Here is a 15,602-nt window from a genome sequence, read left to right on the forward strand (position 1 = left end):
CTTCGCAACTTTTGACCTGGGGAGCACATGGCACGCATCACCATCATCGAGACCGGACAGGTTCCGCCAAAATATCGCGAGCAGCACGGCTCGTTTCCGGACATGTTCGAACGGATGATCCGCGTCGAGGATCCGACGGCGACGGTCGAGGTCGTCAGCATCCCCAATGGCGACGCGCTTCCCGACCCCGGCAAGCTCGAGGCCGTGCTGATCACGGGCGCAGCAGCCGGTGTTTATGACGGACTCGACTGGATCGCGCCGCTGGAGGACTTCGTCCGCAAGGCCTACACCAACAAGACACCGATGGTCGGCGTCTGCTTCGGCCATCAACTGATCGCGCAGGCGCTCGGCGGCACCGTGCGCAAATCCGAGAAGGGCTGGGGCATCGGCCGCCACGTCTACCAGGTGCTGCCGGAGAACGGCGTCGTCGACGGCGAAGCGGTCGCCATCGCCGCCTCACATCAGGATCAGGTCATCGAGCCGCCAAATGACGCGCTGACGATCCTCTCCTCCGACTTCACCCCGCATGCCGGCCTGCTCTATGCCAACGGCGCAACGCTGACGGTGCAGCCGCATCCGGAATTCGACGTGGCGTTCGCGGGAGTCTGCTGCGACCTGCGCGACGGCAAGGCGCCGGATGATGTCGTTGCCACGGCGCGGGCGTCGCTGGCGCAGCCGATGGATAATGCGAAGCTCGGCGGGGCGATCACGAGGTTTTTGGCGAAGCGGTGACTTCACCTCGCCCCGCTTGCGGGGAGAGGTCGGATTGCGCGCGGCGATGCGAAGCATCGTCCGAGCAATCCGGGTGAGGGGGCTCTCCGCGAGTCCGTCTGCCATCGAGTTTGCCGAGGCAGCCCCTCACCCCAACCCTCTCCCCGTAAGAACGGGGAGAGGGAGAGGAGGCAGTTCAGAACGGCTCCGTTCCCAGCCCCGGCACATCGGCCGGCCGTGGCCCCGGCGCTGCCCAGTGAAACCGGCGGTCCTTCTCCGCAATCATGATGTCGTTGATCGACGCCTCGCGGCGCTTCATCAGGCCGTGCTCGTCGAACTCCCACTGTTCGTTGCCGTAGGAGCGATACCACTGGCCGTTTGCATCGTGCCATTCGTACTGGAAGCGCACCGCGATGCGGTTGCCGTCGAAGGCCCAGAGGTCCTTGATCAGGCGATAATCCTGCTCCTTCTCCCATTTGCGGGTGAGGAAGGCGACGATGGCCTCGCGGCCCTGAAACACTTCGGAGCGGTTGCGCCAGCGGCTGTCCTCGGTATAGGCGAGCGAGACCCGCACCGGATCGCGCGAATTCCAGGCGTCCTCGGCCATGCGCGCCTTTTGCGCGGCGGTCTCTCGGGTAAAAGGCGGAAGCGGCGGGCGCGACATGATGGCCTCATCGGTTGGTCGGGGCCGCAATCTATCGCCGCAATTGGTGGAGTCGATAGGCCATCACAAATCGGGCGATCACTTAACGGGCGATCAGGAAATCAAATCAGCCTTCATCAGGGTGCGGATAGATTTCGGGATCGGCTGGGCGCGGCCGCCGCTGATGAAGGCGACGCGCACCTCGGCCTTGACCAGCACATCCTCGCCGCGCCGCACTTCCTGCGCCAGCATGATGGAAGCGCCCTTCACCGCGATCGGCCAGGTCACGACGTCGAGCACGTCGTCCATCCGGGCGGGCTTGAGGAAATCGAGATGCATCGAGCGCACGACGAAGGCAAAGCCCGCGCCTTCCGTCTCGGTCGGCTCGAACAGCGCCTGCTGCTCGGCGCCCATCAGCCTGAGATGATTGGTGCGTCCGCGCTCCATGTAGCGCAGGTAATTGGCGTGATAGACGATGCCGGAAAAATCCGTGTCCTCGTAATAGACACGGACCTGCATGTGGTGGCGGCCGTCGCGGATCTCGCCGTCAAGATGGGCGGTCATTTCGGCTTAGAGCTTCTCTGTCTGCGAGCTTCCTCGAGAAACTCTTCCAAATTCCAAGGCACGACACGATCCGCCGCTACATCGACCATCCCTTCGCGAATAGCAGATCTAAGCGCGCGCAGCTTCTCAATGTTTTTGGCGGCTCGTTCCATTGTGCGATGCTAGCGCTTCAGCCGCCGCCGCACAATCAGGCACAGCGATACTACGCCACCACCGGCGCCCGCCCCAGCGTCACCTCGACGATCTCGGGCGGCACGCCGACCCGGACGGGCATGATGCTGCAACCGAGGCCGCCGGAGATGATGACGTCGCATTTCAGCCTGACGTGACCATAGGCAAGCCGGATGCCCTGCTGCTTCGGGACGGCCGGCGACCAGCCGAGCAGGCGGACCTGGCCGCCATGGGTGTGGCCGGACAGTTGCAGCGCGACGCGTGCGGGCACGCGCGGCGCGATGTTGGGCTCGTGGGCGAGCAGGATCACCGGCGCATCGTCGGTGACCTTGGCAAGCGTCGCGGTGAGATCGTCGGCACCGAACCGCCCGGTGCTGCGGAAGCGGCGCGCCGGCAGGAAGGCAAGCTGATCGCCGAGCCCGGCGAGCCAGAAGGCGCGGCCGTCCTTGGTGAGGCGCACGGCGTCATTCTCGTAGACGGGAATGCCGGCCGTCTCCAAAGCGCGGTGGGCGACCGTCGGCCCGTGCCCTGCCTGCTGCACGGCCCTGTCGACCCAATAGTCGTGATTGCCCATGACGGCGTGGACGCCGAGCGGCGCATTCAGGCCCGAAAGGACCCGCGCCCATTCGCTCGACGGAATGAAGCGCGTGACTTGGTGAAGGCCGGCCACATAATCGCCGAGCAACACGATGAGGTCGGGCTTCAGCGCGTTGGTGCGATCGACGATGCCTTCTATGCGCTCCAGCGACATCCAGGGATCGCAGGCATGGATGTCGGCGATCACGGCGATCTTCAGCGGAAAATCCGCCGGCCATTGCCGCGGGGTCGGATGGTAGCGGGTGACGCGGAGCCGCAGCACGGGCTCGATCCCGACGCCATAGGCGGCGGTCGAGACGCCGAGGGCGGACAGGCCGCCGATGGAACGGATGAAGTGACGCCGTGTGATCATGGAAGCCCGATGGTGATGCGGCGTCTTGATGATATCTGATTGGAGCGGAATTGGGGTGCGTTCGTGCAGACGGCAAGCATCCTCGTGCACACGCTCTGCACAAAGGTTACCGGAAGTTCATGACCAGCAGAGTTGCATGCGTGAACGCAGATCAGTCGCCGCTCTCGTCTGCGCCGATCGGGCCCGAGTACGCCTGATGTCGCGTGAGCGCAGCAGAGCGCGCGCAGAGCAGAAGCCAAAGCGTTAACCACAGAAGCGGCACCGTCATCACCGGACCATCCAGGATCGCACCGATCAATACCAACGCGACCGGCGCAAACAACAAGGCGGTCACGGCGGTCCAGAACGCGTTCACGAGCGGCCGACCGGAAACATTGGAGAAGACCTTGGCCGGCAATCGGGCGCGCACCAAAAACAGAAGCCAGATGGCAACGTAAGGCAAGAACAGCCAAAGCAGAACGCTCTGTACCTCCGATATCGGAATTATGATCGAGTCGGACCATGGCGGGTCATACCCACGCGCCAGTTCGGTCATGAAGGACAGATTGTAAGCAGGAATTTGCAGCAACCAGGCAGCGCTCGCGAGAGCAATGATCGACAAACCATGCTTTGGCGTCGACAGCTGCTTCAAGCTCCTCCCCCGGGTCCACCACAGAAAGCTGCACCACGTAAGGCCCGACAGAAGCACCCCCGCCCCGGTATCGACGAAGCCCCACTTGCCGGTGCGGAGGCCATCCATGGAGCTGCGCCAAAGTTCATGAGGGCATCGATGATCCTGATCGCGGTTAGGGATTCCTGGCTCACACTCCAGCCCGGCTCTGATCCGCTCGGCCGCCTCCGCGTCGGTGTAGGCAGGCAAGTGCCAGCCGATTGCGACGGCTAATCCCCCGGCCAATGTCAGAAACAGCGCGAAATAGACGAGCCAGCGGCGAGATGGACCGCGATGGTTTTTGCTGTTGGCTCGCTCGGTCATTTATGCGCGATCGCTGCGGCATCAGATTGTCCGCGACGACCGCGTATCCGCCAACTGGGCCAAAATGCTGGCGGAGATTTGCAGTTCGTCAGCAGTTCGGAGCCACTCAGTCATCGCTCTCGTCCGAGCCGAACAGGCCGAACTGTGCCGCCGCATCGCGCGAGGGCTCGGCGAGGCCGAGATGACGGAAGGCGTGCGAGGTGAGCAGCCGGCCGCGCGGGGTGCGCTGGAGATAGCCGCACTGGATCAGATAGGGCTCGATGATGTCCTCGATCGCATCGCGCGGCTCGGACAGCGCCGCGGCCATGGTCTCGACACCGACGGGACCGCCGCCATAGTTGAGCGCGATGGTCGAGAGATAGCGACGGTCCATGGCATCCAGGCCCGCAGCGTCGACCTCGAGCGCGCTGAGCGCATGATCGGCGATCTTGCGGTCGATCGTATCGGCGTTCGCCGCCGAGGCAAAATCGCGCACACGGCGGAGCAGGCGCCCAGCGATGCGCGGCGTACCGCGGGCGCGGCGCGCGATCTCGTTGGCGCCGTCCGCGCTCATGCCGACATTGAGCACGCGCGCGCCGCGGCTGACGATGCTCTCGAGCTCCTCGATGGTGTAGAAATTGAGCCGGACCGGAATGCCGAAGCGGTCGCGCAAGGGATTGGTGAGGAGCCCTGCGCGCGTGGTGGCGCCGACGAGGGTGAATTTCGACAGCTCGATCTTCACCGAGCGCGCCGCCGGGCCTTCACCGATGATGAGGTCGAGCTGGAAATCCTCCATCGCGGGATAGAGCACTTCTTCGACCGCGGGGCTAAGGCGATGGATCTCGTCGATGAAGAGCACGTCGCGCTCTTCGAGATTGGTGAGGAGCGCGGCGAGATCGCCGGCCTTGGCGATCACCGGGCCCGACGTCGCGCGAAAGCCGACGCCGAGTTCTTTCGCCACGATCTGCGCCAGCGTGGTCTTGCCGAGGCCCGGAGGCCCTACGAACAGCACGTGATCCAGCGCCTCGCCGCGCTTGCGCGCGGCTTCGATGAAGATCGAGAGGTTCTTGCGCGCCTGCTGCTGGCCGACGAAATCGGACAGCGATTGCGGACGCAGCGCGGTGTCGCCGACATCGTCGCTGCGGCGCTCGGGCGACACCATGCGGCTGGCCTTGGGATCGCTCACTTCGCCAGTTCCTTCAGGCCGAGGCGAATGAGCTGCGCCGTTTCGGCGCCTTCACCCGCGCTGCGCGAGGCCGAGGCAATCGCCGCAGCGGCCTGCGGCTGGCCGTAGCCGAGATTGACCAGCGCGGAAATCGCATCCGCCACCGGGCGCGGCGCGCGCTGGTCGTCGACGGCCCCGGCGAGATGCACGACGGCCGGATCGACATTGGCGAAGGCCGGCGCCTTGTCTTTCAATTCGGTGACGATGCGCTCGGCGACCTTGGGGCCGACGCCGGGCGTCCGCGACACCGCGGCCTTGTCGCGCAGCGCGATGGCGTTGGCGAGATCGGAAGGCTGCAGCGTGCCGAGCACCGCGAGCGCGACCTTGGCGCCGACGCCCTGCACGGTCTGCAGCAGGCGAAACCATTCGCGCTCCTGGTCGGTGCGGAAGCCGAACAGCTTGATCTGGTCCTCGCGGACATAGGTCTCGATCGACAGCACGGCGGCTTCGCCCGGCGCGGGCAGATGCTGCAGCGTGCGCGACGAGCAGTGCACCTGATAGCCGACGCCGCCGACGTCGAGGATGACGAAGTCCTCGCCGTAGGAATCGATCAGGCCCTTGAGCTTGCCGATCATAACCCCACCACCTTCAGCCGGAGCGCCGCGCTCTGGCGGTGATGGGCGTGGGTGATGGCGATGGCGAGCGCGTCGGCAGCATCAGCGGACGGCGGCTCGGCTTTCGGCAGCAATATCTTCAACATCATCGCGATCTGTTGCTTGTCGGCGTGGCCGGCGCCGACCACCGTCTTCTTGACCTGGTTCGGCGCGTATTCGGCAACACTGATGCCGAACATTGCCGGCGCCAGCATGGCGACGCCGCGGGCCTGGCCGAGCTTCAGCGTCGCAACGCCGTCCTTGTTGACGAAGGTCTGCTCGACCGCGGCTTCCGTCGGCCGGTGGTCGGACAGGACGGAAGCGAGCCCTTCGTGGATCGCGAGCAGCCGGCTCGCCAAGGGCAGATCGTCCGGCGGTTCCACCGAGCCGCAGGCAACGTAGATCAGGCGATTGCCCTCAGCCTCGATCACGCCCCAGCCGGTGCGGCGCAGGCCGGGGTCGATGCCGATGATGCGGACGGGGCCACGAATCGGGAGCGCAGTCATGGGCCAGTGATAGCGGCTGGCTGGACTGAGGGAAACAGAAACAGAACGGAAGTAACAGGGGAAGTGGCACCGCCGCCCACTCCACATTCCGTCGTCATACCCCGCGAAAGCGGGGTATCCAGTACGCCGCGGCTTCTCCGTGTCCGTCTGGCGTCTCTGGAATACTGGATCGCCCGCCTTCGCGGGCGATGACAGCGGAGGATAGAGGCGAGCAGACGCCCCTACCCGCCCATCTTCGCAACAAGCGCGTCCGACACCTCGAAATTGGCGTAGACGTTCTGGACGTCGTCGTGCTCGTTGAGCAGGTCCATCAGCTTGAGCAGCTTCTCGCCGGTCTCGTCGTCCACGGCGACCGTGTTCTGCGGCTTCCAGATGAGCGCGGCCTTGCGGGGCTCGCCGAACTTGGCTTCCAGCGCCTTGGCGACGTCGCGATAGCCTTCGGTCGAGGCGTAGATCTCGTGGCCGCCTTCGCCCGAGATCACGTCGTCGGCGCCGGCCTCGATCGCGGCGTCCAGCACCGCGTCGTCGGAGGCGACGCTGCGGTCATACTCGATGATTCCGGTGCGGTCGAACATGAAGGAGACCGAGCCGGTTTCACCGAGATTGCCGCCCGACTTGGTGAAGAAGGAGCGGATGTCGGAGGCGGCGCGGTTGCGGTTGTCGGTCAGCGCCTCGACGATGACGGCGACGCCGCCGGGGCCATAGCCCTCGTAGCGGATCTCGTCATAGTTCTCGCCGTCGCTGCCGAGCGCCTTCTTGATGGCGCGCTCGATATTGTCCTTCGGCATGTTCTCCTGGCGCGCGGCGATCACCGCGGCGCGCAGGCGCGGGTTCATGTTCGGGTCGGGCGTCCCCAGCTTGGCGGCGACGGTGATTTCCCGCGCCAGCTTGCCGAACAGTTTCGACTTCTGCGCATCCTGCCGCCCCTTGCGGTGCATGATGTTCTTGAATTGGGAATGTCCGGCCATGCGTGGTCTCTTGTGGAATAGTCAGCCAAAGGTGAGCGTGGGAAGCGCGGCCTTATAGGCCGCCAACCCACCGGAATCAAAGGGGCCCTGACGCTTCACGGTAGCACTGTAAAGATAGCCACCGTAACGGTCCGTGCCCAGATGTCGGGCATTGTTAACCCTGATTTCATTCCGGGCTGCGAAAATAGCGTCCGCCCGCCCCCCGACAAGAGAGACCTGATGGCATTCGGACTGTTTCGGAAGCGTCTGCCTGATATGGCTGCGCCGGTGGCCACCCCGCAGGCTGCGCAGCCGGCGGCCATTCCCGAGCCCGCCCCGGCCAATGAGGGCGATTCGGCCAGGGAAATCCTGGAACTGCTGGAACTCGAGCTCGGGGCCATGATTCGCCAGCTCGAACGCGCCGCCAATTCGGTGGCCGGCGGCGCCGAAGCGACCGCCACGACGCTTGCCGCCATTCGCGACCGCACCGACGCCCTGACCGGCCGCACCAACGCCGCCCAATCGACCGCATCCACCTTCGCCCATGCCGCCGACAAGTTCACCCAGTCCGCGCAAGGCATCGGGGCGCAGGTTCGTGAGGCCGGCAAGCTCGCCGACGAGGCCAGTGCCGCGGCGCAGGAAGCGCGTGCCAATGTCGATCGCTTGCGCGAATCCTCCGCCGCCATCGGCAACGTCGTCAATCTGATCGCGCAGATCGCGCGGCAGACGACGCTGCTCGCGCTCAACTCGACCATCGAAGCCGCGCGCGCCGGCGCGGCCGGCAAGGGATTTGCGGTGGTCGCCACCGAGGTCAAGGCGCTCGCGGTGCAGACGCAAGGCGCGACCGAAGAGATCACAAAGAAGATCGACGCGCTGCAGCGCGATGCCGCAGGCTCGGCGGATGCCGTGCACCGCATCTCGCAGGCGATCGAGGCGATCCGCCCGGTGTTCGAGACCGTCAACGGCGCAGTGGCCGAGCAGAACGCCACCACGAGCGAGGTCTCCGGCAATGCCGCGAGCGCCTCGGAGTTCATCATCTCGGTCGGCGAGAGCGCGGCCGAGATCGATGCCGCGACCAAGGCGGCCGAGACCCATGGCGAGAGCGTCGCCAGCGCCGGCAAGGCGGTCACCACCTTCGCCCGGAAGCTGAAATCGCGCTGCGCGGTACTGCTGCGCCAGAGCGAGCATGACGACCGCCGCAAGACCGAGCGGCTGCCCTGCCATCTCAAGCTCGAAACCGCGCGCGGGGTGATCCCGGTCTATGAAATCTCGATGGAGGGGGTGCTGATCGGCGGCCCGGACGCCGCACGGCTGGCCCCGCAGGCGATCATCGAAGGCAGCCTCGAACAGGTCGGAGCCTGCCGCCTGCGCGTGACGGAGCAATCCAAGGCCGGTGCCCGCGCGCAATTCGTCAGCCCCAATGCCGAGCTCTGCGAGAAGATCGAGGACAAGCTCTGGTCGATCCACGAGGAGAACACCGAGTTCGTCACCCGCGCCATGGAGGCGGGCAACGCGCTGACCGCGATCTTCGAGCAGGCTGTCGCGCGCGGCGACGTCAAGGTCGACGACCTCTTCGACACCGACTATGTGGAAATCGCCGGCACCAATCCGCAGCAATACCGCACCCGATATCTGGACTGGGCCGACCGCGCGCTGCCGCCGTTCCAAGAGACCTTCCTCGCCAAGGACCCGCGCATGGCGTTTTGCGCCATGGTCGACCGCAACGGCTTCCTGCCGGTGCACAACAAGATCTATTCGCATCCGCAGCGGCCGGGCGATGTCGCCTGGAACACGGCCAACAGCCGCAACCGGCGCATCTTCAACGATCCGGCGGGGCTCGCCGCCGCACACAACCTGCGCTCGTACCTTGTCCAGAGCTATGCCCGCGACATGGGCAACGGGAACACGGTGATGATGCGCGAGATCGACGTGCCGATCCGCGTCAAGAGCCGGCACTGGGGCGGATTCCGCACCGCCTACAAGCTGTAATGCCCGCTCTCGTGCACTCCTGGGCAAGACGGCGGGCGCGAATCATCCTCTAAAGTCGAAGCTGGAATGGAAATGCCGCCGAGAGCCGATCACCGGCTCTGACTGGAGAAGGCCCGTACATGTCCCTTGCACAACTTGCAGTATTGGACACCGGATCGAACCGGACGCTCGCCGAACGGCTGATCGACCAGCTCGCCGACCGCATCGGCGGTCTCGGCGTCGAGCTCGCCGACATTGCCGGCAACGTCCAGGAAGTCGCGAACCGCGTCGCGCACCAGTCGGAACGGTTCCATCACCTGCAGAAAACGGCCGAGACGATGGTCTCGGCCAACCACGACATCGCCAACGCTTCGCAGGCGGTGCAGACGACGACATCCGCGGCGGTCGGCGAAATCGCGCAGTCGCGCAGCGCGGTCGATACCGCCGTCAGCCACATCTCCGAATTGGTTGCGGCCGTGGAACGCATCGAGGCGCGCCTCAGCGCGGTTGGCTCGGCGCTGGCGCAGGTCGCAAAAGTGTCCGGCTCGATCGAGGCGATCGCGAAGCAGACCAACCTGCTTGCGCTGAACGCAACCATCGAAGCGGCACGCGCCGGCCATGCCGGCCGCGGCTTCGCCGTGGTCGCAAGCGAGGTGAAGAATCTCGCCGAAGCCACCCGCCAGGCCACGCACCAGATCTCCGACACCGTACGCGATCTCGACGGCCAGATCGAAGGCCTGATCGGCGAAAGCAGCGACGCCTCGCAGCGCGCCAAGACCGCCGGCGAGGGCGCCCAGCAGATCTCCGGCATCATCTCGCGCGTCCAGCAGGGCTTTGCCTCGGTGGAAGCGGAGATCGGCAGCGTCACGCGCGCGGCGACCTCCAATCTCGGCCACTGCGACACCGTCATCAGCGAGCTCAACGAGCTCGCCAAGGGCGTCGACCTGTCCTCGCGCGATCTTGGGAATGCCGACCGGCGGATTGCAAAGCTGCTCGACACCTCCGAAGGCCTGATCGCGCTGATCGCCGACAGCGGCGTCGAGACGTCGGACGCGCCGCTGATCCGTGTCGTCGTCGAGACCGCCAAGCAGATCTCGGCCGAGTTCGAGGCGGCGATCGACCGCGGCGAGATCACGCTCGACCAGCTCATGGACGAGAACTACCGCGAGATATCAGGCACCGATCCAAAGCAGTACAGCACTGATTACGTCGACTTCACCGACCGCGTGCTGCCCGCGATCCAGGACCCGATCCAGAAATCCGATCCGCGCATCGTGTTCTGCGTCGCCTGGGCCAAGGGCGGGTATCTGCCGACCCACAATCCGAACTACCGCCTGCCGCAGGGCAAGGACCCGGTCTGGAATAACGCCAACTGCCGCAACCGCCGCCTGTTCACCGATCGCGCGGTGAAGAAGGTCGCGGCCAACACAAAACCCTTCCTGCTCCAGACCTATCGCCGCGACATGGGCGGCGGGCAGTTCGTGCTGATGAAGGACCTATCCTCGCCGATCGTGATCCGCGGCAGGCACTGGGGCGCCTTCCGGATGGGCTTTCGGCAGGGCTGACGGCCGGCGCGACGGCGTTCCGGCGTCCCTGAAATCAAAAGTTCGAAAACAACCCCATGCACAGTAGCCGGGGTCAGCGAAATCAATGGCTTGCCCCGGCGGACCATGGCGCGCGTTGACTCGTCGGGCAAAACAGGGGCATAATGCTATTATTCCGAAATATCGTAGCCTCGTCGCCGCCCTCTCCAGCAAGATAGAATTATCGCAGGTGACCTCTTGGTGACGGCCTGAGCAAACGCCTCGTCCTTCGAGACGACCGCCTCCAGCGGTCCCTCAGGATGAGGCTAAGCGGCATTGGCGTCCGTTGAATTGCTTCCGCTCACTCCGCCCTCATCCTGAGGGCCCGCTGGAGGCGGGCGTCTCGAAGGATGGCTGCAGGCGAGCTATCCGCCACGTTTCCTGATGTCCGCCGTCCCTGACTTTCCCAATCGCACGAATTTCGTCATCGCACGGTTTTGCCCGTTCGCACGATCATCTGCGGCGATCGGCGGCGCGCGCGACGAAAATGCGTCAAAACATGACGATTATCATATCATTATGCCCAAAACGCTTGCTGCGATCGCCGCACAAATTCGTGAACGTCATGGCGTGACGCGCTGCTTGCGCAAATATGCATTGCCGGAAATTTCGATGCTTCATCGCTTCGCATCGATATGATTATGGTCGGGCGCAAATCGCCGACGCCGTAAGCGCTCGTCGAGCAAGGGGATGCACATGGCAACAACACTCACCATCAACGGCGAAACGAAATCGTTCGACGCGCCACCGGAAATGCCCTTGCTGTGGGTGCTGCGCGACATCCTCGGCATGACCGGCACCAAGTTCGGCTGCGGCATCGCGCAATGCGGCGCCTGCACGGTACATGTCGACGGCAAGGCCGTGCGCTCCTGCGTGCTGCCGGTGAGCGCCGTCGCGAACCGCACTGTGACCACCATCGAGCATGTCGGCAGCACGCCGGCGGGCGCGAAGGTACAGAAGGCCTGGCTCGAGGCCGAAGTGATCCAGTGCGGCTATTGCCAGTCCGGCCAGATCATGGCGGCGGCCGCGCTGCTGGCGGCAACGCCGAACCCTGATGATTCCGACATCGACGCCGCGATGGCCGGCAACATCTGCCGCTGCGGCACCTATGTGCGCATCCGCGAGGCCATCAAGCACGCGGCCAACGGCCGGCAGTCGTGAGGTTCGCCATGAATGCACACAACAGCGTCTCCCGCCGCGCGCTTCTGACCAGCGGCCTCGCCACCGGCTTCCTGCTCGCCTTCCATCTGCCGCTGCGCGCCGCCGCCAACGAGCCGGTGCAACCGAGCGATACGACCGAAGGCAAGTTCGCGCCCAACGCCTTCATCCGCATCGACGAGACCGGCCGCACCGTGCTGATGATGCCGCAGGTCGAGATGGGCCAGGGCACCTACACCTCGATCTCCGCCGTGCTCGCCGAAGAGTTGGATGCCGACTGGAGCAAGGTCGAGGTCCAGCATGCGCCGCCGAACGACAAGCTCTACGGCAACCCGACCTTCGGCCTGCAAGTCACCGGCAACTCCAACTCGATCCGTGCCTGGTGGCTCCCGCTGCGCCAGGCCGGCGCCACCGCGCGCGCCATGCTGGTGCAGGCCGCGGCCAGCCAGTGGGGCGTCGAGCCTGCAAGCTGCACGGCGTCGAAGGGCGAGGTCGCGCATGACGCGAGCGGCCGCAAGCTCGGTTACGGCGCGCTGGCGCTCGCAGCCCAAGGCCAGACCCCACCGAAGGATGTCGCGCTGAAGGACCCCAAGGACTTTGTCATCATCGGCCAGCCCTTGAAGCGGCTCGACACGCCCGACAAGGTCAACGGCAAGGCCGTCTACGGCATCGATGCGATCCTGCCCGGCATGAAGTTCGCCACCGTCGCCGCCTGCCCGGTGTTCGGCGGCAAGGTCGGCAAGGTCGACGACAGCGCCGCGATGAAGCTGCCCGGCGTGCGCAAGGTTGTGGTGCTCGACGACATGGTCGCCGTGATCGGCGATCACATGTGGGCGGCAAAGAAGGGTCTCGAAGCGCTCAAGATCGAGTGGAACGAGGGACCGAACGCTGAGATCACCACGAAAGACATCTGGGAGGATCTGCGCAAGGCCAGCCAGAAGGACGGCGCGGTCGCCAAGTCCGATGGCGACATCGCCAAGGCGCTGGTGAGCGGCGACAGGTTCGAGGCAGCCTACGAGCTGCCGTTCCTGGCGCATGCGTCGATGGAGCCGATCAACGCCACGGTGCACGTAAAGGCGGACTCCTGCGAAATCTGGACCGGCACGCAGATCATGACACGCGTGCAGTCCGAAGCAGCGAAAGCCGCGGGCCTGCCGATCGACAAGGTGATCGTCAACAACCACCTGCTCGGCGGCGGTTTCGGCCGCAAGCTCGAGCCCGACATGGTGATCGCGGCGGTGAAGATCGCAAAACAGGTCGACTACCCCGTGAAGGTGGTGTGGACCCGCGAGGAGGACATCCAGCACGACGTCTACCGTCCGGTCTATCGCGACCAGATCACGGCGTCGCTGGTCGACGGCAAGGTCGCGGGCTGGAAGTACAAGGTCGCCGGCTCCGCCGTGCTGGCGCGCTGGCTGCCGCCAGCGTTCCAGAAGGGCATCGACATCGACGCGATCGACGCCGCGGTGGATGCGCCTTACGACTTCGCCAACTTCCACGTCGAATATGTCCGCGCCGAGCCGCCGGCGGTGCCGACCGGCTTCTGGCGCGGCGTCGGCCCGAACAACAACGTGTTCGCGGTCGAATGCGCGATGGACGAGCTCGCGCGCAAGGCGGGCAAGGACCCGATCGAGTTCCGAAAGTCGATGCTGACCAAGAATCCGCGCATGCTCGCGGTGCTGGGCCAGGTCGCGGAGAAATCCGGCTGGGGGCAGAAGCTGCCGCCGCGCGTCGGCCGCGGCGTCTGCGTGCAGCCGTCATTCGCAAGCTTCATCGCGACGGTTGTGGAGGCCGAGATCGACGACATCGGCGAGATCACGCTCCGCCGCATCACCTCGGTGGTCGACACCGGCATCGCGGTCAATCCTGATACGGTGAAGGCGCAGATCGAGGGCGGGCTGATCTTCGGTCTCACCGCGGCGCTCTATGGCGAGATCACCATCGACAGGGGCCGCGTGCAGCAGTCGAACTTCCACGACTACCGCATGATGCGCATCAACGAGACGCCGAAGATCGAGGTGATCGTCGTCAGAAGCGGCGAGGCCCCCGGCGGCATCGGCGAGGCCGGCGTCAATGCCGGACCGCCGGCGCTGCGCAATGCGATTTACGCGGCAACCGGCGTGGCGCTGCGGCGCCTGCCAATCGATCGGAAACTGCTGGCTGCGGGGAAGAAGGCATGAGCAGGACAATGCGTATCCTCGGAAGCCTCGTCGTGATCGCCATCGTGGTGGTGGGACTCGCGGTCTGGATCATCCGCGGGCCCGGCCCGCTCGACTTCGCCGGCGGCACCAAGGTGGCTCTGGCGGATTACCGCGCCGGCAAGCCGACCGGCGTGCCGGCCAAGCTGGAGAAAGCGAGCCTGGTCGAACGCGGCGAATATCTCGCCAAGGCGGCCGACTGCATGGTCTGCCACACCAGGCCGGGCGAGAAGGACTATTCCGGCGGGCTCGCCTTCAAGCTGCCGTTCGGCACGCTCTATTCGACCAACATCACGCCGGACAAGGACACCGGCATCGGCAATTACAGCGACCAGGATTTTCTGAACGCGGTGCAGCACGGCAAGCGCCGTGACGGCGCCCGGCTCTATCCGGCGATGCCGTACACGTCCTACACCTTCATGACCGACGAGGACGTGCTGGCGGTGAAGGCCTATCTGTTCAGCCTGCCGGCAGTGCGCGCCAAGGCGCCCGACAACACGCTGTCGTTCCCGTTCAACCAGCGCTGGGCGATGATTGTCTGGTCGGCGGTGTTCAATCCGGATACGCGCTTTGCGCCTGACACGTCGAAGAGCCCGGAATGGAATCGTGGCGCGTATCTCGCGGAGGCGCTGGCGCATTGCGGCGAGTGCCACACGCCGCGCAATCTCGGCTTCGCGCTCGACAACCGCAAGAAGTTCGCCGGCGCCATCACGGCGGGCTGGCGCGCCTTTAACATTTCCTCCGACAAGGCGACCGGTCTCGGCAACTGGAGCGATCAGGATCTGATCTCGTATCTGTCGCTCGGCCATGCGCCGGGTCACGGCTCGGCCTCGGGTCCGATGGGCGAAGCGGTCGATCACAGCTTCAGCCAGTTCGCGCCCGAAGACATCAGCGGCATCGTCGCTTATCTGCGCAGCGTGCCGCCGCAGCCCTCGCCCGACCTGCCCGCGACCACGGCCCCGGTCGCGCCCGCCTCGCACAAGGAAGGCGTGACAGCGGACGCGCGCGGCAAAAAAGTGTTCGCCAGCGCCTGCGCCAGCTGCCACGGCTGGAGCGGCGAGAGCCCGGTCTCGCCGATGGCAGCGCTGACCGGCACCTGGGCCGTCAACGACCCCGCCGCCACCAACGTCGCGCAGATCGTGATCTCGGGCACCAAGCGCCACACGCCTGACGGTGCGCTATCGATGCCGGCGTTCGGCAATGCGTACACGGATGACGAGATCGCGGCGGTGGCGAACTATGTCACGGCGCGGTTCGGGACGAAGGGCTCGAAGCTGACGGCGAAGGACGTGGCGGAGCTGCGGGGGCAGACGGCGGAGTAGGCGCGCGGCAAACACCGCTGTCCAGCGGATGGATGGGTAACACAATAGACCGGATCGATAGGTGACAGTCGTTCATGGTTCGGTCCGCTGCGGCGCTGCGCTAGCGCAGCGC

General features: G+C 65.5%; 15 protein-coding genes. 7 read left to right on the top strand and 8 right to left on the bottom strand.

Going from position 1 to position 15,602, the window contains the following annotated elements; genetic code table 11:
- Window positions 1-27: 27 nt before the first annotated feature.
- Entirely contained in the window at window positions 28-732 is a 705-nt protein-coding gene (locus GGD63_RS34220; protein WP_183248823.1) for a type 1 glutamine amidotransferase, read from the top strand.
- A 175-nt stretch (window positions 733-907) separates the two neighbouring features.
- Here the strand turns inward: GGD63_RS34220 and GGD63_RS34225 are convergent, their stop codons facing one another.
- The 8 genes from GGD63_RS34225 to GGD63_RS34260 form a co-directional block, all read right to left on the bottom strand.
- On the bottom strand, window positions 908-1,375 hold the full coding sequence (locus GGD63_RS34225; protein ID WP_183248825.1) for a nuclear transport factor 2 family protein: 468 nt from the start codon (window positions 1,373-1,375) through the stop codon (window positions 908-910).
- A gap of 93 nt (window positions 1,376-1,468) precedes the next feature.
- Window positions 1,469-1,918: a tol-pal system-associated acyl-CoA thioesterase gene (gene ybgC, locus GGD63_RS34230; protein ID WP_183248827.1), complete on the bottom strand. Its 450-nt coding sequence runs from the start codon at window positions 1,916-1,918 to the stop codon at window positions 1,469-1,471.
- A 202-nt stretch (window positions 1,919-2,120) separates the two neighbouring features.
- Entirely contained in the window at window positions 2,121-3,038 is a 918-nt protein-coding gene (locus tag GGD63_RS34235) for a metallophosphoesterase (RefSeq protein WP_183248828.1), read from the bottom strand.
- A gap of 151 nt (window positions 3,039-3,189) precedes the next feature.
- The gene (locus GGD63_RS34240) at window positions 3,190-4,011 is read right to left on the bottom strand and encodes a hypothetical protein (RefSeq protein ID WP_183248830.1); all 822 of its coding nucleotides are present in this window, start codon (window positions 4,009-4,011) and stop codon (window positions 3,190-3,192) included.
- 106 nt (window positions 4,012-4,117) lie between these two features.
- Window positions 4,118-5,152, bottom strand: coding sequence for a Holliday junction branch migration DNA helicase RuvB (ruvB, locus tag GGD63_RS34245; protein ID WP_183248850.1), 1,035 nt, complete (start codon window positions 5,150-5,152; stop codon window positions 4,118-4,120).
- Window positions 5,153-5,172: 20 nt separating this feature from the next.
- A complete protein-coding gene (gene ruvA, locus GGD63_RS34250; RefSeq protein WP_183248832.1) occupies window positions 5,173-5,790 on the bottom strand; it encodes a Holliday junction branch migration protein RuvA in 618 nt (205 codons plus the stop codon).
- On the bottom strand, window positions 5,787-6,314 hold the full coding sequence (gene ruvC, locus GGD63_RS34255) for a crossover junction endodeoxyribonuclease RuvC (RefSeq protein WP_183248834.1): 528 nt from the start codon (window positions 6,312-6,314) through the stop codon (window positions 5,787-5,789). The genes ruvA and ruvC overlap by 4 nt, the downstream gene beginning before the upstream one ends.
- 221 nt (window positions 6,315-6,535) lie before the next feature.
- Window positions 6,536-7,282 (bottom strand): YebC/PmpR family DNA-binding transcriptional regulator, encoded by a 747-nt coding sequence (locus tag GGD63_RS34260; protein WP_183248837.1) that lies wholly within the window; start codon window positions 7,280-7,282, stop codon window positions 6,536-6,538.
- A gap of 219 nt (window positions 7,283-7,501) precedes the next feature.
- Between GGD63_RS34260 and GGD63_RS34265 the strand changes: the two genes are divergently transcribed.
- From GGD63_RS34265 to GGD63_RS34290, 6 genes are all read left to right on the top strand, one after another.
- Complete coding sequence (locus GGD63_RS34265; protein ID WP_183248838.1) at window positions 7,502-9,250, top strand: methyl-accepting chemotaxis protein; 1,749 nt, start codon at window positions 7,502-7,504, stop codon at window positions 9,248-9,250.
- 119 nt (window positions 9,251-9,369) lie between these two features.
- Window positions 9,370-10,794 (top strand): methyl-accepting chemotaxis protein, encoded by a 1,425-nt coding sequence (locus GGD63_RS34270; protein WP_183248840.1) that lies wholly within the window; start codon window positions 9,370-9,372, stop codon window positions 10,792-10,794.
- A 402-nt stretch (window positions 10,795-11,196) separates the two neighbouring features.
- Window positions 11,197-11,451, top strand: a complete 255-nt coding sequence (locus GGD63_RS34275; protein WP_183248842.1) for a hypothetical protein — start codon at window positions 11,197-11,199, stop codon at window positions 11,449-11,451.
- Between the two features lie 57 nt (window positions 11,452-11,508).
- Window positions 11,509-11,973 (top strand): (2Fe-2S)-binding protein, encoded by a 465-nt coding sequence (locus GGD63_RS34280; RefSeq protein WP_183248845.1) that lies wholly within the window; start codon window positions 11,509-11,511, stop codon window positions 11,971-11,973.
- Between the two features lie 8 nt (window positions 11,974-11,981).
- Window positions 11,982-14,150, top strand: coding sequence for a xanthine dehydrogenase family protein molybdopterin-binding subunit (locus GGD63_RS34285; protein WP_183248847.1), 2,169 nt, complete (start codon window positions 11,982-11,984; stop codon window positions 14,148-14,150).
- Window positions 14,147-15,490 carry a cytochrome c gene (locus GGD63_RS34290; protein ID WP_183248848.1) on the top strand — a complete coding sequence of 448 codons (1,344 nt, stop codon included), beginning with the start codon at window positions 14,147-14,149 and terminating at the stop codon, window positions 15,488-15,490. Before GGD63_RS34285 ends, GGD63_RS34290 begins: the two co-directional genes overlap by 4 nt.
- Window positions 15,491-15,602: the final 112 nt, after the last annotated feature.

It is taken from the genome of Bradyrhizobium sp. cir1 (genome assembly GCF_014198245.1).
GTDB lineage: Bacteria > Pseudomonadota > Alphaproteobacteria > Rhizobiales > Xanthobacteraceae > Bradyrhizobium.